The sequence below is a fragment of the Aequorivita aquimaris genome (genome assembly GCF_001573155.1).
Taxonomy (GTDB): domain Bacteria; phylum Bacteroidota; class Bacteroidia; order Flavobacteriales; family Flavobacteriaceae; genus Aequorivita; species Aequorivita aquimaris.
The window spans coordinates 143649-169566 of the sequence record NZ_JRWG01000002.1 but is presented as its reverse complement, the minus strand read 5'-3'; the positions used below and the strand labels follow the sequence as shown (position 1 = coordinate 169566).

The window sequence follows — 25918 nt, the reverse complement described above, 5'->3', positions numbered from 1 at the left end:
AAACAAGTTAAATGAGAATACAAATTTTTAGAAAGCTCCTTTAGATTGTGTGTAAGTCCAAGTAAAGTTTGAAAGATTGGCTCCTCCTGAATTTCCAGAGTTTGCCCAAGAAGCAGCTCTTTCAGTAAATGATGGATTAAGGATTATCGGTGTTTCGCCTTCGCCAGTTTTTTCAACAAAAATGTCATTAGCGTTAGCAACACCACTAGGTAAGCTTACAGTCCAATTTGAAAACGATAGCTTTCCATCGAGGAAGTTTTGTGCCACTGCATTGTTGTCTAACTCTACATCAGAATCTGCTTTAAAACCTACTGCATAAATGTTTTTTAGGGTGCCCATTGCTCTGTCGCGCAAATCTGCATATTCGCCATTTTCTGTAGTAGTATTTCCGATTAACGTGATACCGTCCAATGTGAATCTTCCTTCCAACGATCCTGCTGGGCCGTCAATTTCCAAAGCGTGGTCTGAAACATTTCCTAAGATTGCAACAGAATTTGAAATTGTACCGGAATAAGCCTCGTCTATATCAAGGGCATCATCACCGCAGGCCCAAACTATTGCGTTTGAAACATTTACAGATCCTCCGAACCACTCGATGCCATCATCCACATTTGCTACAACTTCAATGTTTGAAATAGAAGTTCCTGTTCCCACGGCTCCAAGTGTAAGACCGTTGATTTCATTACCATCACCAATAGAAGTACCTCCGTGGCGAATGGAAACATAATTCAAAGTACCTGAATCATCTGCATTATCAGATCCTCCATAAAGACCATTGGTGTCACTGGCTGGAATACCTTCAATTTGGTTTTCAAGGGCATCACCAGACAAAGAGGCTTTTGCCTTACCTAATATTATAACACCGCCCCAAAGGCCTCTGTCATTTTCAGTAAGATTAGTGCCAGATTTTTGTCCCAACGCTATATTATCTGCAATTGAAGTAAAAATAATTGGCTTATCAGCTGTTCCATTGGCTTCAATTTTTGCACCTCTAGCAATAATAAGTACAGCAGCACTAGCTTCTTGACCCGCATAGGCTTTTATTATTGTTCCTTCATTAATGGTTAAGGTAGCGCCGGAGGTAACTGTTACACGGCCATCAAGTTCCCAAATAACATCATTGGTTAATGTCATGTCTGATGTAATTTGACCAGATAGTTTATTGTTTACGGGATCTGGGTCTGGATCAATAATTGGTCCGTCGTCATTACTGCTGCAGCTAACGCTAAGCACAAGAGCAAAAATCGCTATTAGAGGTAAAAAGAATTTTTTCATTAGTTTCATCTTAATTTTATAAATTAATTTCTTGGGGCAAAGATGGTTCTCTTATGTAAGGTTTGTGTTAAACTGAAGTTACCAGTTCGTCATTTTAGGGTTAGCTAAACGTTAAGCCGAAACCAAAAAAAATTGATTGGTTTGCCTTTTGAAAATAGTATCTTGCCTACAAAATTTTTAAAATTATGATGCAATGGGAACAGTTGCTTTCACTACGGAAGCACGGAGATAAAAACAAAAGACTGAGAATTGAGGAGAACGAGACCCGTTTGGGGTTTGAAGTAGATTATGACCGGGTAATTTTTTCCTCCGCTTTCCGAAGTTTGCAGGATAAAACCCAAGTTATCCCGCTTTCAAAGACTTCGTTTGTTCACACCCGATTAACGCATAGTTTGGAAGTTTCCGTGGTGGGCCGCTCTTTGGGAAGAATTGTTGGGAAGGAAATTTTGAAAAAACACCCACAATTGCAGGGTGTGCACGGGTATCAGTTTAACGATTTTGGGGCGATTGTTGCCGCCGCTGCTTTGGCGCACGATATTGGCAATCCTCCGTTCGGTCACAGTGGCGAAAAGGCCATTGGCGATTACTTTCTTAACGGAAATGGCAAACGTTTTAAAAATCAACTTTCCGAGAAGGAATATCAGGATTTGGTTGCTTTTGAAGGAAATGCAAACGGTTTTAAAATTTTAACCGAATCCAAAAATGGCGTTGAGGGCGGACTGCGATTGACGTACGCAACGCTTGGTGCATTTATGAAATACCCCAAACAATCGCTTCCCAAAAAACCTACTTCTCACGTTGCCGATAAAAAATTCGGCGTTTTCCAAAGTGACACTGGATTTTTCAATGAAGTAGTCACAGAACTTGGACTTTTAAGTAGGGGAAATAACGGTTATTCCCGCCACCCACTTACATTTCTTGTAGAAGCTGCAGATGATATTTGCTATACTATTATTGACTTTGAAGACGGTATAAACCTGGGTTTGATTGAAGAAGACATTGCGCTGGAATATTTGATTAATTTGGTTCGAGATAGTTTGAAAAAAGACATCTACTCACGTCTGCAAACGGTGCAGGACAGGTTGGCTTATTTGCGATCACTCGCCATTAATACTTTAATTGCCGAAGCAGCTTCTATTTTTATTGAAAATGAAGAAGAAATTCTGAGAGGAACTTTTTCTGAAGCATTGTTAGACAGAAGTCAATACAAGGCCCAAATTGCTGACATAATAAAAATTAGCATTGAAAAAGTTTATCAAAGTACAGAGGTGATGGAAAAAGAAATAGCAGGCTATACTATATTATCAACTTTGCTGGAAACATTTACTTCTGCTTTTGAAAATTATCAAAATGGAATAGCGCGGCATTATGACAAAATTTTGCTGCAACTTATTGACTCCCATCCTCATCAAAACCGATCTGTCTATGAATATTTAATGGAGTGTTGCAATTATATTTCACGCTTAACAGATGGTAATGCACTTCAGATTTTTCAAAAAATAAAAGGCAATTTGTAGCAAAATCATGTTTATATGGTTTAAAAATGTTAAAAATTGAATTTTAGAGGGTTATATTGTCAATTTTATGATATTTTTAGCAATCCTATATTTGGGAATAGAAAATCAATAATTTATAGATAGGTCTTATCTACCATTAATCACCTAAAAACTTAATTTAAAGCTTATGAAAAAAGTTCTTTACTTAATTATCATTTTTGCTGTAAATGTTTCCTTTGCGCAGGATTACAGCAATTTGGTAAAAACGTATCTTCAGCAAAACCGAACGCTGCATTCTTTACAGCCACAGGATATAACAGATGTATCTATTACCTCGCAGAGTTTTTCAAAAAGTATGCAGGTTCATAACGTATATGTAGAACAACGTTATCAAGGCATTGAGATTTTTAATTCAACATCTCCATTCGTTATTAAAGATGGAGCTGTGTACAGTGCTAAAATTTCTTTCACTGAAAATGTTTCTGCAAAGGTTAATAGTACTGCTCCATCAATATCGGCAGTGGGCGCTATTGGGAAGGCAGCCAATGCACTTGGTTTGCAAAGTCCCTCAAATTTAAGTTTGATTGAAACACTTTCAGACCACGACTATATTTTTTCTAATGGAAATATTTCTTTAGAAAACATTCCGGTAGAGCTTGTGTATCAAAAAATGGAAAATACGGGCAATTTGAGATTAGCTTGGAACTTGAGCATTTATCTTTTAGATGCATCACATTATTACAGTGTTCGTATTGATGCTATGACTGGAGAATTATTAGAAACAATGGATTGGGTTGTAAGCTGTAATTTTGGCGAAGAAGCTCATTCGCACTCAAACGAACAAAGTGTTTTGTTTGCCAATAAAAGTGAAGCCAGCTCTCTTGTAACAAGCGCCGCTGCGGCCTATCGTGTATTTCCATTGCCATTGGTTGGACCCAATGATGGTGCAGATCAATTAGTGAATGATCCATCAGACCCTGTTGCCTCTCCATTTGGATGGCATGATAATGATGGAGTTCCAGGACCAGAGTACACATACACTCGTGGTAACAATGTTATTGCACAAGAAGACAAAAATGGAAACAACGGAGTGGGTGCAAAAGCCGAAGGTGGTCCAACACTTACATTCGATTTTCCATTTAACTTGCCTCAGAATCCAAATTCATTTACCGATGGAGCCATCACCAATTTGTTTTATATGAACAATATGATGCATGATGTTATGTTCCATTATGGTTTTGATGAAGCTAGCGGAAACTTCCAGGTAAATAATTACACTGGAGCCCCAGGTGCTGGTGATTATGTTTTTGCCGATGCCCAAGATGGTAGTGGAATAAATAATGCAAACTTTGGAACTCCTCCAGATGGTGGAGCGCCAAGAATGCAAATGTACCTTTGGACTGCTCCTGGCACAGTATTGGGGACCTATCTGACTGTTAACAACGGACCATTAGCTGGACAATATTACGCTATGGATTCCAATTTCGCAGAGCCATTGACCAATACCCCGATAACAGCAGATCTTGTAGTGGTTGAAGACGATAACTCAGGACCTTCCACAGATACTTATGACGGTTGTGATAATATTACAAACGGATCAAGTATTTCAGGAAAAATAGCTGTTGTAAGGAGAGGTGAGTGTAACTTCACCGTTAAAGTATTAAATGCACAAAATGAAGGCGCAATAGCTGTAATAATTGTGAACAATGTGCCTTTAGAGCCAATTGTAATGGGCGGAAATGGAGCTCAAATTAATATTCCTGCTGTGATGATTTATCAATCTGATGGAGAAGCTTTAATTACTTCACTTTTAAATGGAGATACAATTAATGCAACTTTAGTAGATGATGGATCGGGAACTGATAATTTTCAACGCGATGGAGATTTAGACAATGTAATAGTTGCTCACGAATACGGTCATGGTGTTTCAAACCGTTTGACTGGTGGACGCTTACAAGCTGGATGCTTGCAAAACCAAGAACAAATGGGAGAAGGATGGAGCGATTATCTAGGATTTGTACTTACAATGAAACCTGGTGATACTCGAAATGATCCTCGTGGAACAGGAACTTATGCTTTAGGACAAGGTATTTCAGGTATTGGTTTAAGGACCAAAGCCTATAGCTCAGATTTTGCTGTTAATGATTTTACTTATGATGATATTAAAACACAGTCAGTTCCACATGGAGTGGGATCAGTTTGGGCCACAATGTTATGGGATTTAACTTGGGATTTAATAGATGTATATGGTTTTGATGCAGATCTATATAATGGTACAGGGGGTAACAATATTGCATTGCAACTTGTTCTTGACGGTATGAAATTACAGCCATGTAGTCCTGGTTTTGTAGACGGTCGTGATGCAATACTTGAAGCAGATCAAATTGCCTATGGCGGAGCAAACAGATGTTTGATCTGGAGAGCTTTTGCTAAGCGTGGTCTTGGTGAAAGTGCAAGCCAGGGAAGTTCAGGTAGTAGATCTGACGGTACTGAAGCTTTTGATGTGCCTGCTGGATGCGAGCTAGGAGTTTCTGATAATGGTAACTTAGAAAATAACTTTATAGTTTATCCAAACCCATCAAATGGAGAGATTACAATCAAATCTCGTGTGGATGTTGGAGAAGCAACTATATCAATTTTTGATATGAACGGAAGGAAGGTTTACACGCAACAACTTGAACTTCATACTACTGCAAATGTAAATGCAAGCGGTCTGAACGCTGGAATTTATTTAATACAGATAGAGGGAGATAACCGTTCTCAAACATCTAAGCTGATAATTAACTAAAACTGAAATAGTTTTAAATAGAAAAGAGGCTCAGAAGAGCCTCTTTTTTTATAAATATTTTTTAATGGTTTTATAGATTTCTTCTGAAGAAATACCTGCTTGTTTCTGAAGCTCCTCAACAGTACCATGTTCTAGAAAAACATCGGGAACGCCCAATTGTTCAATTTTCCGCTGATAATTATGGATAGCGGCGAAAGAAGCAATACTCCCTCCCAGACCACCTACGGTAGTACCATCTTCCACAGTGATTATAGTTCCGTATTTCTGAAAAACTTCGTGCAGTAGATTTTCATCCAGAGGTTTTAAAAAGCGAACATCAATGCAGCCCACTTTTTCTCTTTCGGAAGCGGAAAGCAAGTCAATTGCTTTCAACGCATTATGATTTATAGTGCCAATAGTTAATATGAGAATTCTATTCCCTTCCTTTAGAGTTTCAGCCTTTCCAATATCAATTAAATTGAATGGTTTTTGCCACTCGAGTATATTGCCTCTCCCACGCGGATAACGGATAAAGATCGGCAAATCAAGTCCCTTTTGCGCAGTGAACATTATATTCCGCAGCTCTGTTTCGTTACGGGGTGCAAAAATGATAAGGTTTGGAATGCAGTTTAAATATGCCAAATCAAAAATACCGTGGTGTGTTGCCCCATCTTCACCTACAATCCCGGCGCGATCCAAACAAAAAATTACAGGTATTTTTTGAAGGCACACATCGTGGATTACCTGATCGAAAGCCCGTTGTAAAAAAGTAGAATATATATTGCAGAAAACGACAAAACCTCGCGTAGCCATTCCCGCTGAAAAAGTTACAGCGTGTTGTTCAGCAATCCCTACGTCAAAGGCACGTTGGGGAAAAGTGTCCATCATAAACTTTAAGGAACTCCCCGTTGGCATTGCAGGGGTAATGCCAATAATCTTTTCATTTTCTGAAGCTAATTCAACCAACGTTCTTCCAAATACATCTTGAAATTTGGGAGGTTGCGCCTCGTTGGTTTTTGGCGGAAGATCTCCCGTAAGGGCATCAAATTTTCCTGGAGCATGATACACTACTTGATTTTCTTCTGCTTGTCGTAGCCCTTTGCCTTTGGTTGTTATTACGTGAAGTACCTTTGGTCCAGAAACATTTTTAAGTCGCTCCAATTCTGAAATAACCAATTCCAAATTATGCCCATTGATTGGTCCGGAATAATTAAAGTTTAATGCTTCAAAAATATTATCAGCCTCTTTTGCGCCGTTCAGTTTTACTTTGGTGAAATAATTTTTCAGCGCGCCCACACTGGGGTCAATGCCAATGGCATTATCATTTAGAATAATCAAAAGGTTTGTGTCCGTAACTCCTGCGTGGTTCAATGCTTCAAAGGCCATTCCGCTGGCAATGGAAGCGTCGCCCACTACAGCAATATGCTGCTTTTCTATTTCACCTTTTAATTTTGAAGCAATTGCCATTCCCAGAGCTGCAGAAATTGCGGTACTGCTATGTCCAACCCCAAAAGTATCATAGATACTCTCGGCCCGTTTTGGAAAACCACTGATGCCGTTTAACTGTCTATTTGTGTGAAAAATGTGTTTTCTGCCAGTTAAGATTTTATGTCCGTAGGCTTGATGACCAACGTCCCAAACCAAAATATCATCAGGGGTATTAAAAACGTAATGTAAGGCGATGGTAAGTTCAATTACGCCTAGGCTAGCACCCAAATGACCTTCTTTTGTTGCCACAATATTTATAATAAATTCACGAAGTTCCTGCGCTAATTGCGGCAATTTTTCCTTTGGAATTTTCCGAAGGTCGGCAGGATAACTTATTGTATTTAGTACATCTTGTGGCACGGTGTAAAGATACAGTTATTGCGAATTTGTTAATTGATGAATTCGTTAATTTGTTAATTCGTAATTTCGTTTTTAACTATCATTATAAAATTCCAAGAAACTTGAGTATAATAAATCCTTACGACGATACCTATTTTATGAAAAGGGCCATGCAAGAAGCTGAAATGGCCTATGATAAAGGCGAAGTGCCCATTGGTGCCGTAATAGTTATAAACAACCAGATTATTGCCCGTTCGCATAACCTTACTGAAACACTTAATGACGTTACGGCACATGCCGAAATGCAGGCAATTACCGCTGCTGCTAACTATTTAGGAGGAAAGTATTTAATAGACTGTACGCTTTATGTAACGATTGAGCCTTGCCAAATGTGCGCAGGAGCATTGTTTTGGAGCCAGATTTCAAAAATTGTATATGGCGCTAGAGATGAGCAGCGTGGGTGTATTGCCTTAAATACTAAACTTCACCCTAAAACCGAATTTAGGGGAGGAGTGATGGCAGATGAGGCATCAAAACTGCTAAAACGGTTCTTTATCGAAAAAAGGAACTTAAACTAAAATAAAAAGCCTTTCAAAAATGAAAGGCTTTTACAACTCGAAACGTATATCTTTTTAGTCATGGATTACGCGAACTTGAGCCGCAACCATTCCTTTTCTACCTTCTTCTTCAACATATTCTACTTTGTCACCTTCGTTAAGGGCTTCGCCGTTTAAGCCGGTTACGTGTACAAAAATGTCTTTTCCAGTTTCATCATTGGTGATAAAACCAAAACCTTTTGATTCGTTAAAAAATTTTACTGTTCCTTCCATTTTAAATAAAAAATAAATTAATAATAAGTTACAAATGTATAATATTTATGATTTTAGTTGTTAAGAAAATGAAAATTTTTTGAAAACGGATTGCCTTTTAAATCTTTTTTTCCTTCTGATAATCTTGCATTTTTTTAATATTTTCTTTTGTAAGCATATAGTCTTTCACACTTCTGTTTTTCCAGCGGTAATAAATAAACAGCGGCATGAGTACAAGAAATCCGATCATTAAGGATAGACCAATGATTAAATTGCCCGTTGCTTCATCATCAGGCTTGAGGTAAAACCCGATGCCTAAAGCAATAAGTACAGAAATAAAGAGGATACCTATAATGTATTTCATTTTTATTTTTTATTAATTCCAACTTCGCTTATTTTCCTGAAAAATCAATTAATTTTCTGCGATAGGCAGTAAGTAGTTTTGATTTTGAAACGAAACCATAATATCTCCCGTGGCTTATCACAGGAAGATTCCAAGCGCCTGTGTCCTGAAATTTTTTCATAACATCGGTCATTTTATCTTCTTCCAAATTTATAATATTTGGAGGGCTGTGCATAAGCTCCTTGGCTTTCAATTCTTCATACAAGTTTTGGTCAAACATAACTGGTCTTAAATCATCAAGAAGGATAATTCCCTCAAGGGCATTTGTATCTTTGTCAAGCACAGGAAAAAGATTTCTTTTAGATTTTACAACGGCTTGATGCACAATTTCACCAAGATTCATCTGTGGGTAAATTGATATGAAATCACGTTCAATAACAGACCGTATATCCATCAAGGTAAGTACGGCGTGATCCTTATCGTGTGTTATTAGTTCACCCTTTCTGCCCAACTCCATTGCATAAACGGAATGTGGAATGAAGTATTTGGTAATGGAAAAACTAATAGCCGCCGTAATCATCAATGGAATGAAGAGTTCGTACCCGCCAGTTACTTCCGCAATTAAAAATATTGCGGTAAGTGGCGCGTAAAGAACACCCGCCATTAGGCCCGTCATTCCCACCAATGTAAAATTGCTTTCAGAAACACCGTTGGGAAATAGACCGCAGTTGTTCAGAATTTTTGCAACCACATTGCCCATGATACTCCCCATAAACAATACGGGAGCAAAAATACCACCTACGCCACCTGCGCCAAAGGTAAGTGCACTGGCAATAATCTTGAAAAAAACCAGACCTGCCAAAAGTGCTATTACCACCCAAATACTAGTTAAGTCTAGATTAAAGATGTTGTTCTGTAAGGCTATTTCGGGATTTCCTTTTACAAGATTGTTTATTACATCAAACCCTTCGCCATAGAGTGGAGGGATAAAATATACAAGTATCCCAAGTCCTACACCGCCTGCAAGTAGGCGCTTTGCGGGAGAATTTATTTTTTCGAAAATCATTTGAAAATAGGCATATACCTTTGTGAAATAAACAGAGGTAAACCCTGCGGCAAGACCCAGAATCATATAAAATGGCACATCGCTTAAATAAAATGCGTCGGTATTCTTAAAGGGAAGAAGAATATCATTTCCGAAGAAAAAATACGATGTGAGAATACCCGAAATAGAAGCCAACAAAAGCGGAAGCATAGAAATCAAAGTTAAATCCAGACTGAAAACTTCTATTGCGAAAATTAGTGCTGCGATGGGCGCTTTAAAAATTGAAGCCATTGCTCCCGCTGCGGCGCAACCAATTAATAGGGTTCTGTTTGCCTGGTTAAGGTGCAAAACGCGAGATAGGTTTGAACTTAAAGCGGCTCCAGTAGCCACGGTAGGGCCTTCCAGTCCCACCGAACCCCCAAAACCTACAGTTATGGGCGCCGTTAAAATACTGCCAAACATTTGATACCGCTTTATGAACCCTTTCTTTTTTGATATTGCAAATAGCGTGGAAGGAATGCCATGGCTTACTTTCTTTCGAATTACATATTTTATTATAAAATAAACAAGGGTGAGTCCAAGGATGGGAAACACAAAATAAAAGGCCGTATGGTAATATTGTATTAGGTTTCCTTCCAGCATGTGCTGGATAAAGTGCGTAAGGTTTTTAAGAATGACCGCGCCAACGCCAGATAAAAATCCCACAACTATAGCTATTAAATACACAAACTGCGTTTGCGAGATGTATTTAATTCGCCAAATAAGAAAGCGGGTCAGTAAGTTTCGTTTTTGTTTTGGCATTGGGTTTTCAGTTCCGTATTAAGTTTTTCAAAGTCTTGCGGGTAAATTTGATAGAGCGTTTCCACATAGTGCCTATTGTTGTAATACCCGTTTGCAAAATCTGTTTCTGCTTCGGCCAACAATTGCCGAGAGGTTTCACAATCTTCTTTTTCCTTCAAAATTAGGGCTTTATAATATTTTCCATCAGCGGAACGGTCCTTATTGTAAAAAAGCAATTTGTCAAAATCTTTTAAAGCTTCCTCAAAATTACGCTTTTCATAATAAGCAATTCCGCGGTACAGGAATGCCGTGGGCTCTGCCCAATCTTCACCGCTTTCTTCTGTGATTTGGGTTAAATACTTATCGAAATAACTGATTGATTTTTCATAATCCCTCAGTCCCAAATAGGCAATGCCACGCCAATAATCTACACTATGGCCCTGTGGTGCATCTGTAAAATTTGGAGTCAAAGTGTCCGAAGCATCAAAATCTGCGATTGCTTTTTTATAGTCGCGGTAAAACCATAAGTAATTGTAGCCTCTGTAGGGTTGCCAAATAGCAGTATTACAGGCTACGGCTTTGTCCATTTCAATTTTCCACTTATTCGGCATACCGCGTTTTAAATAGGCTACGGAAAGTTCGCGGACAGCATCACAATTATCGGGGTCTATTGCAATGGCTTCCTCAATACGGGTCATACTTTTTGGTGATCCCTGCGGAAGATGGCTGCCTCCATCAAAGACTTCGGAAGATAATTTTTTGCGCTCTTCTTTGGAAAGTGCGCTGTAATCCTTGCCTTTTTCTGCACATGAAAATGCCAGAAATAGCACGAATATACTAAGGAAGTATTTCGATAATTTCTCCATTTTCAATTTTATAGGATACGTAATGGTAATAATTTTTGGGCATTTTATCGGCAGTATAAATTGCCCAATGCGAAGGATCTGAAGTTATTTTTAAAAGTTGGGCAACCATTTGTTTGGTATGTGAAACCTCTTCATAATTTTCATTGATTTCAATAATCTCGAACCATCCGGGATTACCTTCACAGTTTACCAAAAACCTGAAATTTACATAACCAGAATCGGTATAGCCTTCGTTTTTATATGTTTTATGAACACTTTCAGTAAAAGTTCTTTTGTTGTTTTGGTATGCATCAAACGGTGCGCCGTGGTGGGTTTTGTAAATTGTGCGATCTCCACAGAGCTCAAAATTATCATTTAGCAAAGCGGTTTCTTGGTCTATGTAGCCTATATAATACGGATACCTGCTTTCATCTGCCTTAAATTTTCCGTAGAAATTATAATAAACATAACCGCTAAAACCAATAAAGGCTAAAACAAGAAACCCAATAACTAATGCGGCGATCTTTATTGTTTTTTTCCAATTCATCTTTAAAGCTATCAAAAAATCCTGCAAGTGCAGGATTTTTTATTATGAATTTATTTGAACCTTTAGATGAAGTTCCTCCAACTGTTTTTCGTCAATTAGCGCAGGGGCGTCAATCATCACATCGCGGCCCGCGTTGTTTTTTGGGAAAGCAATAAAATCACGGATGGTTTCTTGACCGCCCAAAATGGCAACCAATCTATCCAAACCGAAGGCAATACCACCGTGCGGAGGCGCGCCATATTGAAATGCGTCCATCAAAAAGCCGAACTGTGCTTTTGCTTCTTCGGGTGTGAAGCCCAAATAATCAAACATCAACGCCTGTGTTTTTTTGTCGTGGATACGGATGGAACCGCCGCCAATTTCGTTTCCGTTTAAAACCAAATCGTAGGCGTTTGCTTTTACTTCGCCAGGATTTGTGGCTAAAAGTTCAAGCTGTCCCGGTTTTGGGGAAGTAAAGGGGTGGTGCATGGCGTGGTAGCGCTCCGTTTCCTCGTCCCATTCCAAAAGTGGAAAATCCACAACCCAAAGTGGTGCGAATTCGTCATTCTTTCGTAAACCAAGTTGTTCTGCCAAATGCATACGCAACGCACTCAACTGTGTTCTAGCTTTGTTTTTTGCTCCGGAAAGCACACAGATTAAATCGCCCGCTTTTGCGCCAGTAACTTCTGCCCATTTTGCTAAATCTTCTTCAGTATAAAATTTATCCACGGAAGATTTATAAGTTCCATCCTCATTGCAGCGAACGTAAACCATTCCCAAAGCTCCAATTTGCGGACGCTTCAGCCAATCAATTAAATTGTCTATTTCTTTTCGTGTGAAATTGTTTCCGCCGGGAACCGCAATTCCGATCACCAATTCAGCTTGGTTGAAAACGTTGAAATCTTTGTGTTGCGCAACTGCGTTCAGCTCGCCAAACTCCATCCCAAAACGAATATCCGGTTTGTCGTTTCCGTATTTCGCCATCGCTTCATCATACGTCATTCTTGGGAATTCGGAGATTTCAATGCCGTTAATTTCTTTCAGCAAATGTTTTGTCAAGCCTTCAAAAGCATTTAAAATATCTTCCTGCTCCACGAAGGCCATTTCGCAGTCAATTTGTGTGAATTCCGGCTGGCGGTCTGCACGCAAATCCTCATCGCGGAAGCATTTCACTATTTGGAAATATTTATCCAATCCGCCAACCATCAGCAATTGTTTAAAAGTTTGGGGCGATTGCGGAAGGGCATAAAACTGCCCTTCATTCATTCGTGAAGGCACAACAAAATCGCGCGCACCTTCGGGAGTTGATTTTATTAAATATGGGGTTTCTACTTCAACGAAACCTTGGTTTGATAAATAATTGCGAACGGCAATAGCCACTTTGTGGCGGAAGATAAGATTCTCGCGAACAGGTTTTCTGCGGATGTCGAGGTAGCGATATTTCATACGCAAATCCTCGCCGCCATCGGTTTCATCCTCAATAGTGAAGGGCGGGGTGAGGGATTCATTCAAAATAGTCAGTTCAGAAACTAAAATCTCCACATCGCCGGTAGGCATGTTTGGGTTTTTGGATTCGCGCTCAATAACGGTTCCCGTAACTTGGATAACGAACTCGCGCCCCAGTTTTGTGGCTTTTTCCATTACTTGTTTGGGTGTTCTTTCCTCATCAAAAATAAGTTGGGTAATACCGTAGCGGTCGCGGAGATCCACCCAGACCATAAAGCCCTTGTCACGGGTTTTTTGTACCCATCCCGCGAGGGTTACTGTTTTATTGATATCTGCCGCGCGAAGCTGGCCGTTGTTGTGCGTTCTGTACATTTTATTCTGAAAAAAATTGAGACGGCAAATTTAATAAGTATTAAATGAATTGTTGTGGTTTTAAGGGTATTATTATTTTGGCAGATGGGTTATCAAGAATACAAAATTGTTTTGAAAAGAAAAACCTGCAAGGTTTTCAAAACCTTGCAGGTGATTTATATAATCTAATATAAGTTTTAGACTAATTTCGAAAGGATAAAATTCTATTGATTTTCCATTCTCAGTTGTTGCTTCGCCTTTTGCTTCTTTAACTCTTTCATCCTGCGCTTTTTCCTGAATTTAATCTTGGCGCGGTTTACCAAATAGAACATTACCGGAACCACAATCAAGGTTAGGAAGGTAGCGAAGATCAAGCCGAAAATTACCGTCCACGCCAGCGGGCCCCAGAATATTACGTTATCACCACCTACATAAATGTTTGGGTTGTAATCTGTAAAGAAACCAAAAAAATCTATGTTTAGACCAATGGCTAAGGGGATAAGCCCCAATACGGTTGTTATTGCGGTAAGCAATACGGGGCGCAGACGCGACTTTCCTCCAGCAACGATAATATCAAAATACTGCATTTTTGTGAGCATATCATCATCTTCCATTTCCAATTGCTGCATTTTTCGGTCTATTAGAATCTGGGTGTAATCTATAAGTACGATGGCATTGTTTACCACAATTCCCGCGAGTGAAATAATACCCATCATCGTCATAATAATCACGAAATCCATCTGGAAAACTACCAGACCAATAAACACCCCCGCCAAACTAAGAACAATGGCGGTTAAAATGATGAAAGGTTTGCTCAGGGAGTTAAACTGTGCCACCAAAATAAGCATGATGCCGCCCATGGCATAAAACAAGGCCAACAAAAGGAAACCCATATTGTCTGCCTGTTCTTCCTGCTCGCCAGTAAAGGCAAGATTTATGTCTTTTGGAAGCTCGTAGTTTTGCAGTTCGGTTTTTAAATCGTTTACAATTTCTGTTGCGTTATATCCTCCAAGTACGTTGGAATATACGGTTATGGTTCGCTTTAAATCTTTCCTTTTTATGGAACTGAAAGAAGCGGTATTGTTTTTTGTAACCATTGCCGAAATAGGTACTTGAACAATATTGCCTTGATTGTTTCTGAAAGTGATCGGCTGATTGAAAAGCGCACTTTCATCATAACGTGATTTGTCGGAAAGACGAACGTTTATTTCGTAATCGTCATCGCCTTCTTTATAAGTGGAGGCTTCTTCCCCAAAAATAGCACGGCGTAAGGTTTGTCCAATTTGTGAGGTGGAAATGCCCAACTGGCCTGCTTTCTCGCGGTCCACGGTCACGTCCATTTCAGGCTTGCTTTTGTTTACGTCTATCTTTAGTTCTTCAATACCACTAATGCCCAAACCTTCAATATAAGAGCGCAGGTTTTCAGCTTCGCGAAGCATTTGTTCATAATCCTCTCCGCTCAATTCAATATTGATTGGGTAACCCACGGGTGGGCCTGCGGCATCCTTTTCAACAATAATGGAAGCGCCCGGGAAACCTTTAACCGCATCGCGCACTTCTTCCAAAACGGTGCTACTCTTTACGCCACGGCGCAATTGGAAATCGCGCATGGAAAGGGTTATTTTTCCTTTTTGTGGCATTTCATTGCTTTGTCCGCCATCGGTCTGTGGATTTCCGGCGCCTTGGCCTACCTGCGAAATGGCTGATTCTACCATATAGTTGTAGCCATTGTCGTCATATTTTGCAATGGCGTCAAAAACCTGTTTTTCAACCTGCTTGGTAAGTTCGTTGGTTTTTTCAATATCCGTTCCCTGCGGATATTCTATATAAGTAATAATCTGGTTGGGTTCATTTTCAGGAAAAAAGAGCACTTTTGGCTGTGCAATACCTACCAAAACGAATGATAAAATCAAAAGGATAATTGTTCCAAAAAAGAAAACATAGGCTTTTCTTCCGCGCAAAGCGTATTTTAGGGTTTTTTCGTAAAAATTCTCCAGCTTTTTAAGTGATTTATACTGAAAGTAATCTACCGCGCCTGCCAGAACATATTTATACAGCCAAAGTAAAAGCGCTGCTAGTATCGCTAAATTTCCGAAGCCTCGGAAAGCGGCAACGTCCATTGCAAAGCCGGCTGCCAATAGCAAAATACCCACTCCAACCAAAATCAGGCTCCAGCGTATTAGCTTCTTTTTTGTAAGTGGTTCCTCTTCCACTTTCATAAATTTTGAAGTAAGCATGGAGTTGATGATAAGCGCCACAAAAAGTGACGACGAAAGCACCACCGAAAGGGTGATTGGGAAGTAAATCATAAACTTACCAATCATCCCCGGCCAAAGCCCAAGCGGAAAGAATGCCGCAAGTGTTGTAGCCGTTGAAGCAATAATGGGCCAAGCAATCTCGCCCATCCCTTGTTTGGCTGCTTTTCTCGGAGACATTCCCTCGCTCATTAGCGTATATACGTTCTCCACTACCACAATACCGTTGTCCACCAGCATTCCCAGCCCCATAACGAGCCCAAAAAGCACCATGGTGTTTAGGGTGAAGCCCAAGGATGAAAGGATAAACAGGGACATTAACATAGAAAGCGGAATGGCAAAACCTACAAAAAGCGCGTTTCTAAAACCGAGGAAAAACATCAACACGATTACTACCAAAAGTACCCCGAAGATGATGTTGTTTACCAAATCGTTCACTTGGTTTTCAGTTTTGATGGATTGATCGTTGGAAAGGCTTATGTGAAGACTTTTAGGTAGATAATTTTCCTGCTCCTGGGCTACTATTTCTTTGATCTGCTCAACGGCCTCGATCATATTTTTTCCTGCGCGCTTTTTTACATCAAGCATTACTACCGGATCGCCGTATTCGCGCGCATAGGTTGTAGCGTCTTTTTCCTTAAATTTTATTTCGGCTATATCTTTTAGAAATATGATGCCATCGTCCTTTTTCACTACAACTTTTTCCAGTTCATTCGGGTCTTCAATTTCGCCTGTTATCCGAATGTTTTTTTGAACGCCATTCGTAATTATATTTCCACCGGAAATAGTGCTGTTTTCGCCCTTTATAGCATTAATTATATTATCGAAGCTTACTTGCGAGGCGGTCATTTTATAAATGTCCACAGCTATTTCAACTTCTTTTTCCTCTGCCCCACGAATGGTAGCTTCCTTTATTTGCGGTAGCAACTCAATCTTGTCCTGAAGATATTCGCCGTATTCCTTCAATTTCTGCACAGGATAATCGCCCGTAAGATTTATGTTGAGAATGGGCATTTCTTCTGAAAAGTTCAAGTCAAAAACATTGGGTTCTACCTTAGCACCATTGGTGAGCGTGGGCCAAGTAGTTTCGGCCTTTACTTGGTCAACCTTATCTTTTACCAATTGTTTGGCAACGGGGATTTCTACCGTTTCCTCAAACTCCACAATTATTATGGAATAATCCTGAAGCGTTGTGGAAGTAATTTCTTTTACGCCTCCCACATCTTTAAATTCCTGCTCTAAAGGTTCGGTGATGAATTTTTCTACGTCCTCTGCAGAGTTTCCGGGGTTCACGGAGCTCACGTAGATTTTGGTCTCGATAATTTCGGGAAAAGCCTCTCGCGGCATACTGTAATACGCGAAAGCACCCAAAAACAGGATGATGGCCATAATTACATAGACCGTCATTTTATTGTCAATGGCCCAAGACGATATGCTAAATTCTTTATACGGATTTTTGCTCATGGTGCAATGGGTTTCTTAGTTTTTGATGGTTACTTTCTGGCCGTCGCGAAGGGTTTTTGCACCTTCCTTGATTATTGTGTCGCCTTTTTTAATTCCAGATTTTACCTCTGTATGGTTTTCATAGGAAAGTCCTGTTTCAAGGAGCACACGCTTTGCTACACCAATTGAATCATTAATGGGTTGGTACAAGTAAGCAATGGTTTCCCCTGCGGCATTTTCCTGTAAAATATTTTCAGGTACGGTAATTACGTTTTCGGCGCTGTAATCATTTACTTTCACGGTTGCGATAAGATTTGGTTTTACCAAACCGTCTTTGTTTGGAATCTCTATCTGAATATCAAAACTTCTATTGTTTGGGTTAATATAGTTGCTTACTTGGCGTACTTTCCCAGTGAATTCTTCGTTAATGGAAGCTAAGGTAACCTTAACCTGTGTTCCTTTTTTTATGCTTTTCAGATAGGTTTCTGGAATGGAGGCTTTTACATACATATCGCTTAAATTTACCAAGCGGATAATGGGCGTTTGGCCCGGAACTACTACTTGTCCAGGATCTGATATAATTTCATCTACAACCCCGCTAAATGGAGCGGTGATGACAGTTTTTGATAATTGTGATCGCAACTGTTGGGTGACGTTTTTAGCCGATTCGTAATTGGTCTTGGCTTGCAGATACTGAATTTCTGAACCAATTTTTTGTTCCCAAAGTCTTTGTTGGCGTTCAAAAGTGGTTTGTGCCAAAGCCATTTGGGCTTCTTGTTGCGCCACTTGGCTTGAAAGACCGCCATCGTCAATTTTTGCCAGTCGTTGTCCTTTGGAGACGCGTTGCCCTTCCTTTACATACACATTGGTTAGTACCCCAGAGTACTCAGCATTAAGCACTACGTTTTGATCTGTTTCCACATTGCCTTGAACTTCAACGTAATGTTTGAAAAGCGTATCTTTTATCACTTCGGCAGTAACCAATGCAGGGCGCTCCTTTTTTTCGTGTGTCTCAATGTATTGGTTAAGTTTATCTATTTCAGTTTTTAATTCCCGCTGCTGTTTGTTTAATTCGGCGCGTTTCGCTTTTACAGCGGTCATATCGCCAGCGCTTATTATAGCATCAACAGATTTGTTGTCTCCACCGCAGGATACCAGCGTGGCAATTAGTATTAAAAGAAAGAGTGATTTTTTCATTTGTTGATTTTTTTTATTCTAATTAGTTGAAGTTTTTTAGTATTTATCTTTTATTTCTTCCGAATTAATTCGCAGTTGCGGAATATTCAACACGGTTTCAAGATTTGCTTTTTCATTTATTACTTCCAGCATCGCTTGGAAATATTGTTGTTGGGCGGTATATAACTGTGTTTGGGCCTGGCGCAGATCAAAACTGGTTGAAAGACCTTCGGTGAATTTTATTTGGTTTTTATTTTCAATACGTTCTGAGAGGGCAAGGTTTTTCTTTGAATTTTCATAATTCTCAATCGCAAATTGGTAGTTGCTCTGCGCCGTGGTTAAGTCCAATTTTATTTGTTGTTGCGTCTGTTCAAAATCGGTCTTTGCTTGGTCGAGCGCTATTTTTGTTCGCTGGTTGGCCGCACTTCGCATGCCGCTACTGAAAATGGGTATGTTAAGGCTCACACCTAAAACTGACGACTGAAACCATTTTTGGTCACCATTAAAAAATGTGAAATCATCACTGTTTGCCGAAGTTCCATAATTGACAAAAGCCGATAGACTGGGCAAAAACTTGCTTTTTTCCAAGCGGTTTTCAAAATAACGTTGCTCTATCAGGTTTTGCGCAATTTTATAATCTGCGTTGTCTTCTATATTTAGTGAAGCATCCAAAAGAGCAAGACTGATATTTTGGTTGGCTAATTCATCCAGATCGTCCGTTAAAGTAATGGGCGCTTCCACATCTATGCCCAAGGCCAGATTGAACATTTGTTTAGCAATAGCTTGGCTTCTACGGGCGTTGTTAAGCTGTGTTTCAATGTCCAAAAGTGTTATTTCCAACTGCTCCACGCTTTCTTCCTCGGCCAAACCATTTTCAAAGATTTTACGGGTTTCGTTGAGGTTTTCCTCAAGATTAGACTTGTTTTTTTCGAAAATAGCTACCAATTCCTGCGCTAATAAAACACTACCGTAGGCATTGATAACGCCTTTGCGAACTTCCAATCGCGTTTTTTCGTTGATGTTTTCGGAATATCTCAAAAAAGATTTGGCGGCTTTAAGCCCTACGAGATAACTTCCGTCAAAAATTAGCTGGTTTAATGTGGCAACTGCGTTTGCATTCTGTTTGGTGCCAAAGGTTACGGGAACGAAAGTGCCGGGCTCACCCCCTGTAATTTCTGCTGGCAAAAGGGTAACGGGCTGTTTTAGGTTGTTGTTGTAAGACACATTTGCATCTATCTGCGGAAGCCCGCTCGCCGTGGTTTCCCACTTTTGCTTAATGGCCTTTGCGATATCGCGGCGTGCGTTTATGGATGCATAATTACTGTCCAGCGCAAAGGTTACTGCTTCTTGCAGACTAAAACTGTATTCTTTCTGCTGTTGCGAAAAACCTAAAGTTACAGATAGTAATAAACTGAAAATTAAAAGTTTTTTAATCATTGGTCTGGTGCTCTTTGATGAATTTATTTAGTGTTAGAAAACCTTCTGGCGTTACAATTCCGCGAATATGATATTCAAGATATTCCTCGGTTAAAAATTGCGTTGAAAACTTTTCCAGCGGAAACAGGTTTTGGTCTTTTATTCCGTGAATGCCCAAAAAATATAGCCTTGAAATAAAATCTATGTCAAGGTTGCTTCGATATAAACCTTGGTCAATGCCCCTACGAAGATTTTTCCGGGTACATTCCATCATTTTCTCAAAATGGCTTTCCTTTATACCTTCAAAAATTTCGGGATAATACTTTTGTAGCTGGTATTGAGGCGATGATTGTTCTGCTTCAATGGTTCCCATTACAAACTTTTTTATTTCGAAAAGTTCTTCAATGGGGTTTTGTTCAAGCGAGCAAATTTCATCTATACCAGTAGTAATATTGTGCAGTACGTTGCGGGTACATTCCTTTACCAAGGCCGTTTTATTTTTAAAATGCGTATAAATGGTTTTTTTTGAAATGGCCATTTCATTGGCAATATCGTCCATGGTTACGCTTTTAAAGCCAAGCTTTAGGAATAAATCTGTCGACTTTTGAATTATCTTATTTCTCATAGCGGGCGCAAAGATATGTCAGGAAACTTTTAAAACAAAAATAGTTTCCTTGGTTTTATTTTATTTAACAGAACCTTAACCACTAGGGTATTTTGCAACTATAAATTGTGTGCTTTTGAAATGCTTGTTTTACTTTAGCCGAAATTTTCTTCAACCATGGAAATTCTGAAAAAATACAACGACGACCTTCAAGCGTATCTTGCCAAAGCTGTTTCACATAAAGAGCCGCGACAACTTTATGACCCAATAAAATACATTCTGTCTTTAGGAGGAAAGCGCATTCGTCCAGCGTTGACCTTAATGGTGTGCGATTTTTTTGGAACCGATTATAAAAAAGCGATGAGCGCAGCGCTTGCTGTAGAGCTGTTTCATAATTTTTCGCTAATCCACGATGATATTATGGATAACGCCCCACTGCGAAGGGGGAAGAGAACAGTTCACGAAAAATGGGACGTGAACACAGCGATACTTTCGGGAGATGCAATGCTTATTTTGGCCTATCAATTTTTTGAGAATTATGAACCGAAAATGTTCCAAGAGCTTGCAAAACTCTTCGGTGAAACAGCGCTGCAAGTTTGCGAAGGCCAACAGCACGACATGGATTTTGAAACCCGTGACGATGTTACGCTCGTGGAATATATACAAATGATAGATCACAAAACTGCGGTCTTATTGGGCGCAGCAATGCAAATGGGGGCTATTGTTGCAGCAGCTGCAGAAAGTGATAAAGAAAAAATCTATCAATTCGGAAGAAATTTGGGCATTGCTTTTCAGTTGCAGGATGATTATCTGGATGTCTTCGGCAATCCGGAAACTTTCGGAAAGCAAGTAGGCGGTGATATTATTTCAAATAAAAAAACCTTTCTTTACATAATGGCTGTAGGGCAGGGAACTTTGACACAAGCGGAAGAACTTGATCATCTTTTCAGCATAAACCCCAAAGACCCAACGGATAAAATTCTGACTGTAAAAGAAATCTTTTTAAACTCCGGTGCGGCTGAAGCTACCCGAAAAGAGATTGAAAAATACAGTAACCACGCATACTCATTGCTGGATGGCATTAATATTTCTGAAGAAAAGAAAGAAATGTTTCGTGAGTTTGGCCACAATTTAATGCAACGAAGTGTTTAAAACCTATTCACAAAAGCAAATTTACACTAGAATCCATTTGGGAATATTTTAAGATTTCAAACCGTATAAATCTGAGCAATACAGTCAGCTAGTTACTTTAATTATTGTATTTTTGTACCGTTTTATCAAAAAGACCCATTTGTATATTTATCATGGATAAATTTTCCTTCTTAAACGCGGTTCACCCATCTTACATCGCGGAACTTTACGAAAAATATTTACAATACCCAGACAGCGTTGAGCCCAGTTGGAGAGCATTTTTCCAAGGTTTTGATTTTGGTTCTGAAAATAGTGCACACGAATTTTTCGGTATAGACGAAGCATCGGAAGCGCCACGACTTGCAGAGGGTGACAACTGCGAGGATGTTGTAAAGGAATTTCAGGTTGTGAAACTTATTGATGGTTACAGGACTCGTGGGCATCTTTTTACAAAAACAAATCCCGTTCGTGAACGTAGAAAATATACGCCAACCCTTGCTTTGGAAAATTTCGGGCTTTCGCAACACGACCTTAAAGCCACTTTTAAAGCAGGCGAAATACTTGGAATAGGTGAAACTACCCTGGAAGAAATCATAAAGCATCTTGAGAGCATATATTGCGATTCTATTGGGATTGAGTATATGTACATCCGCAAACCGGACGAGATTCAATGGATTCAGCAGAAGCTGAACATTAACGATAATCAGCCCAATTTTTCCACGGAACACAAAAAGCACATTTTAAAGAAACTCAACGAAGCAGTAGCTTTTGAGAGTTTTCTACATACAAAGTACGTTGGCCAAAAACGTTTTTCTTTGGAAGGAGGCGAAAGCCTGATCCCTGCTTTGGACACCCTAATTGAAAATGCCGCTGAAAAAGGAGTGGAGGAATTTGTAATGGGAATGGCACACCGCGGCCGTTTGAGCACACTGACGAACATCTTCGGAAAAAGTGCAAAAGATATATTTAGCGAATTTGATGGAAAGGACTACGCACAGGATATTTTTGACGGCGACGTAAAATATCACTTGGGTTGGACTTCCAAAAGAAAAACTGAATCTGGAAAAGAAATAAATTTAAATATTGCTCCAAATCCTTCACATTTAGAGACCGTGGGCGCGGTGGTTGAAGGAATAACAAGAGCTAAACAGGACGACCATCACAAAGACAACCCAAACAAGGTTTTGCCAATCATCGTCCACGGCGATGCGGCAATTGCAGGACAAGGTATTGTGTATGAAATTGTGCAAATGGCGCAACTGGATGGCTACAAGACCCAAGGAACTATTCATATTGTAGTTAACAACCAAATAGGTTTCACCACAAATTATTTGGATGCGCGCTCCTCAATTTACTGTACCGATGTTGGAAAGGTTACACTTTCACCAATATTGCACGTAAATGCCGATGATGTGGAAGCTGTGGTACACGCCATGAATTTTGCTTTGGATTTTAGAATGGAGTTTGGACGCGATGTATTCATCGATTTGTTGGGCTACAGAAAATATGGCCACAATGAAGGCGATGAACCGCGTTTTACACAACCCAAACTCTATAAGGCTATTGCCAAGCATAATAATCCAAGAGACATTTATGCCGAAAAACTTATTGCCGAAGGTGTAATTGACAAGGGATATACCGATAAACTGGAGCAAGAATTTAAAGACAAGCTGGAAGAAAATCTTGAAGATTCCAGAAAAGAAGATAAAACCACCATCACTCCCTTTATGCAGGATGAATGGGATGGATATGAATATGCCGAAGAAGATAAAATGATGGAGGATGTTGATACAACTTTTGATTTGAAAAAGTTGGATGAAATTGCCGAAGTCATCACCAAATTGCCTGAAGACAAAAAATTCCTAAAAAAAATAGCCAAACTTGTTGAAGCAAGGCGCCAAATGTATTTTGAAGACAACAAATTGGATTGGGCGATGGGAGAATTGCTTGCGTACGGAACCCTTTTAAAAGAAGGCCACGATGTACGTATGAGCGGGCAGGATGTGGAACGCGGAACTTTTTCACATCGCCATGCCGTTATAAAAGTAGAAGACAGTGAAGAAGAGGTAGTTCTTTTAAACCATTTGAAAGGCGACCAAGGCGATTTTTACATATACAATTCCCTGCTTTCGGAATACGGCGTAGTTGGATTTGATTACGGTTACGCAATGGCAAGCCCGAAAACGTTAACGCTTTGGGAGGCACAGTTTGGCGATTTCAGTAATGGGGCGCAGATAATGATAGATCAATATATTTCTGCAGCTGAAGACAAGTGGAAACTGCAGAACGGTTTGGTAATGCTTTTGCCACACGGCTATGAAGGCCAGGGAGCAGAACACTCTTCAGCCAGAATGGAGCGCTACCTTCAATTATGTGCGACCGACAATATGTTTGTGGCAGACGTAACAACGCCAGCTAATCTTTTTCACCTTTTCAGGCGACAATTAAAAGTAAATTATCGCAAGCCGTTGATCGTATTTACGCCCAAGAGTTTGCTGCGCCACCCAAAAGTGGTTTCCACTAAAGAAGAATTGGCCAACGGAAGTTTTCAAATGGTGATTGACGATGCCGAGGCAAAAGTTACGAAAGTGAAAACATTGGTATTCCTTACCGGTAAATTCTATTACGATCTGCTTGAAAAACGAGAAGAATTGAAAAGAGACGATGTGGCTTTGGTACGTGTTGAGCAATTATTCCCATTGCCAACAGACCAAATGAAAAAAATCCTTAAAAAGTATAAAAATGCAGACGATGTAGTATGGGCGCAGGAAGAACCTAAAAATATGGGTGCCTATTCGCATATTTTAATGCATTTTGAAGAAGCGAGGAATTTCAGAGTTTGCAGCAGAAAAATGTATGCGGCTCCTGCAGCGGGCAGTACCGTGAGGTCAAAAGCACGTCACGCTAAAGTGATTGAAAACGTGTTTGATAAAAATATGGAATAGTTTTTCTGAAAATTTTTACAGAAACAAAAAAAGAAATTAAATTTAAAGAATTGTAAACCTAGGGTTTATATAAATTAAAGAACGTATGGCATTAGAAATGAAAGTCCCATCCCCGGGAGAATCCATCACCGAAGTTGAAATAGCATCTTGGCTAGTAAAAGATGGCGATTATGTTGAAAAAGATCAAGCAATCGCTGAAGTAGACAGTGACAAAGCAACACTTGAACTTCCGGCAGAAGCCAGCGGAATCATCACTTTAAAAGCTGAAGAAGGGGATACAGTTGCTGTAGGCGATGTAGTTTGCCTAATCGACACAGATGCGAAAAAGCCCGGCGACGATGATGCTGAAAAAAAATCTGAAAAAAAGGAAGAATCTCCAAAAAAAGCAGAAGCCAAAAAGGAGACTGCTTCAAAACCATCAACTCCCAACCAAGAGCAAGATAAAAAAACGTATGCAACAGGGTCGCCTTCGCCTGCAGCTAAGAAAATTCTTGACGAAAAAGGAATTTCTTCAAAAGAAGTGAAAGGCAGTGGTCGCGATGGACGTATAACTAAGAACGACGCCTCAAACGCTACACCTTCTATGGGAACTCCAGGTACTGGTAGTCGGGGCAGTGAGCGTAAAAAACTCTCCATGCTACGTAGAAAAGTTGCCGAGCGTTTGGTTTCAGCAAAAAATGAAACCGCTATGCTTACTACTTTTAATGAAGTAGATATGACTGCTATTTTTGAATTGCGAAACCAATACAAAGAGCAGTTTAAAGAAAAGCATGGGGTAGGCCTTGGCTTTATGTCATTCTTTACGTTAGCAGTGGTTCGCGCGCTAGAGCTTTATCCAGACGTAAACTCAATGATTGATGGTGATTATATGATCACCTATGATTTTAAAGATATATCAATTGCTGTTTCAGGACCAAAAGGATTAATGGTCCCTGTAATAAGAAATGCTGAAAATCTAAGCTTCAGAGGTGTTGAAGATGAAGTGAAAAGACTTGCAATTAGAGCTCGTGATGGACAGATTACCGTTGATGAAATGACCGGCGGTACTTTTACAATCTCTAACGGAGGTGTTTTCGGAAGTATGCTTTCAACTCCAATTATTAATCCACCGCAATCTGCAATTTTGGGAATGCACAATATTGTGGAGCGTGCTATTGTGCGTGATGGTGGAATTGTTGTAGCGCCAGTAATGTATGTGGCACTTTCATATGACCACAGAATTATTGATGGCCGTGAGTCTGTGGGATTCCTTGTGGCAATAAAAGAAGCTTTGGAAAGTCCCGAAGAACTTTTAATGGACAATGACGTTAAGCGAGCTTTGGAATTATAATTCCAACCAAAGGATGAAAATAAAAAAATCCGGCCTGTAGAGCCGGATTTTTTTGGTTAGTTAGGAAACATCTTCTCAATAAAAAATAATAGTTGTAATTAAGTTTAA

General features: G+C 39.7%; 18 protein-coding genes. 6 read left to right on the top strand and 12 right to left on the bottom strand.

The features are described 5' to 3' along the window. Window positions 1-27: 27 nt before the first annotated feature. Window positions 28-1275, bottom strand: coding sequence for a beta-helix domain-containing protein (locus LS48_RS03495; protein WP_062620667.1), 1248 nt, complete (start codon window positions 1273-1275; stop codon window positions 28-30). 188 nt (window positions 1276-1463) lie between these two features. Here LS48_RS03495 and LS48_RS03490 point away from each other — a divergent pair, with 188 nt between their 5' ends. Beyond that, window positions 1464-2792: a deoxyguanosinetriphosphate triphosphohydrolase gene (locus LS48_RS03490; protein WP_062620666.1), complete on the top strand. Its 1329-nt coding sequence runs from the start codon at window positions 1464-1466 to the stop codon at window positions 2790-2792. A gap of 166 nt (window positions 2793-2958) precedes the next feature. After that, the gene (locus LS48_RS03485) at window positions 2959-5559 is read left to right on the top strand and encodes a T9SS-dependent M36 family metallopeptidase (protein ID WP_062620025.1); all 2601 of its coding nucleotides are present in this window, start codon (window positions 2959-2961) and stop codon (window positions 5557-5559) included. 48 nt (window positions 5560-5607) lie between these two features. On the opposite strand, the gene LS48_RS03480 is transcribed toward LS48_RS03485, so the two are convergent. Next, window positions 5608-7386 (bottom strand): 1-deoxy-D-xylulose-5-phosphate synthase, encoded by a 1779-nt coding sequence (locus tag LS48_RS03480; RefSeq protein WP_062620023.1) that lies wholly within the window; start codon window positions 7384-7386, stop codon window positions 5608-5610. Window positions 7387-7493: 107 nt separating this feature from the next. Here LS48_RS03480 and LS48_RS03475 point away from each other — a divergent pair, with 107 nt between their 5' ends. Further along, window positions 7494-7943 carry a nucleoside deaminase gene (locus tag LS48_RS03475; RefSeq protein WP_062620665.1) on the top strand — a complete coding sequence of 150 codons (450 nt, stop codon included), beginning with the start codon at window positions 7494-7496 and terminating at the stop codon, window positions 7941-7943. A gap of 54 nt (window positions 7944-7997) precedes the next feature. Here the strand turns inward: LS48_RS03475 and LS48_RS03470 are convergent, their stop codons facing one another. From LS48_RS03470 to LS48_RS03425, 10 genes are all read right to left on the bottom strand, one after another. Then, window positions 7998-8195, bottom strand: coding sequence for a cold-shock protein (locus tag LS48_RS03470; RefSeq protein WP_045078898.1), 198 nt, complete (start codon window positions 8193-8195; stop codon window positions 7998-8000). 97 nt (window positions 8196-8292) lie between these two features. After that, window positions 8293-8538 carry a hypothetical protein gene (locus LS48_RS03465; RefSeq protein WP_062620021.1) on the bottom strand — a complete coding sequence of 82 codons (246 nt, stop codon included), beginning with the start codon at window positions 8536-8538 and terminating at the stop codon, window positions 8293-8295. 28 nt (window positions 8539-8566) lie between these two features. Next, on the bottom strand, window positions 8567-10363 hold the full coding sequence (locus tag LS48_RS03460) for a chloride channel protein (protein WP_062620019.1): 1797 nt from the start codon (window positions 10361-10363) through the stop codon (window positions 8567-8569). Further along, entirely contained in the window at window positions 10336-11208 is an 873-nt protein-coding gene (locus LS48_RS03455) for a tetratricopeptide repeat protein (RefSeq protein WP_062620017.1), read from the bottom strand. The genes LS48_RS03460 and LS48_RS03455 overlap by 28 nt, the downstream gene beginning before the upstream one ends. Then, complete coding sequence (locus tag LS48_RS03450) at window positions 11180-11734, bottom strand: hypothetical protein (RefSeq protein ID WP_062620015.1); 555 nt, start codon at window positions 11732-11734, stop codon at window positions 11180-11182. The genes LS48_RS03455 and LS48_RS03450 overlap by 29 nt, the downstream gene beginning before the upstream one ends. Window positions 11735-11776: 42 nt before the next feature. Further along, on the bottom strand, window positions 11777-13531 hold the full coding sequence (gene aspS / locus LS48_RS03445; protein WP_062620013.1) for an aspartate--tRNA ligase: 1755 nt from the start codon (window positions 13529-13531) through the stop codon (window positions 11777-11779). Window positions 13532-13734: 203 nt separating this feature from the next. Further along, entirely contained in the window at window positions 13735-17229 is a 3495-nt protein-coding gene (locus LS48_RS03440) for an efflux RND transporter permease subunit (protein WP_062620012.1), read from the bottom strand. A gap of 15 nt (window positions 17230-17244) precedes the next feature. After that, on the bottom strand, window positions 17245-18405 hold the full coding sequence (locus tag LS48_RS03435; protein ID WP_062620011.1) for an efflux RND transporter periplasmic adaptor subunit: 1161 nt from the start codon (window positions 18403-18405) through the stop codon (window positions 17245-17247). 36 nt (window positions 18406-18441) lie between these two features. Then, the gene (locus LS48_RS03430; protein ID WP_062620010.1) at window positions 18442-19821 is read right to left on the bottom strand and encodes a TolC family protein; all 1380 of its coding nucleotides are present in this window, start codon (window positions 19819-19821) and stop codon (window positions 18442-18444) included. Then, window positions 19814-20425 carry a TetR/AcrR family transcriptional regulator gene (locus LS48_RS03425; protein ID WP_062620009.1) on the bottom strand — a complete coding sequence of 204 codons (612 nt, stop codon included), beginning with the start codon at window positions 20423-20425 and terminating at the stop codon, window positions 19814-19816. The genes LS48_RS03430 and LS48_RS03425 overlap by 8 nt, the downstream gene beginning before the upstream one ends. Before the next feature lie 156 nt (window positions 20426-20581). On the opposite strand from LS48_RS03425, the gene LS48_RS03420 reads away from it, so the two are divergent. From LS48_RS03420 to odhB, 3 genes are all read left to right on the top strand, one after another. Then, window positions 20582-21556 carry a polyprenyl synthetase family protein gene (locus LS48_RS03420; RefSeq protein ID WP_062620006.1) on the top strand — a complete coding sequence of 325 codons (975 nt, stop codon included), beginning with the start codon at window positions 20582-20584 and terminating at the stop codon, window positions 21554-21556. A 152-nt stretch (window positions 21557-21708) separates the two neighbouring features. After that, window positions 21709-24480 carry a 2-oxoglutarate dehydrogenase E1 component gene (locus LS48_RS03415; RefSeq protein ID WP_062620004.1) on the top strand — a complete coding sequence of 924 codons (2772 nt, stop codon included), beginning with the start codon at window positions 21709-21711 and terminating at the stop codon, window positions 24478-24480. Window positions 24481-24565: 85 nt separating this feature from the next. Next, entirely contained in the window at window positions 24566-25810 is a 1245-nt protein-coding gene (gene odhB / locus LS48_RS03410) for a 2-oxoglutarate dehydrogenase complex dihydrolipoyllysine-residue succinyltransferase (RefSeq protein WP_062620003.1), read from the top strand. The last annotated feature ends 108 nt before the right edge of the window (window positions 25811-25918 follow it).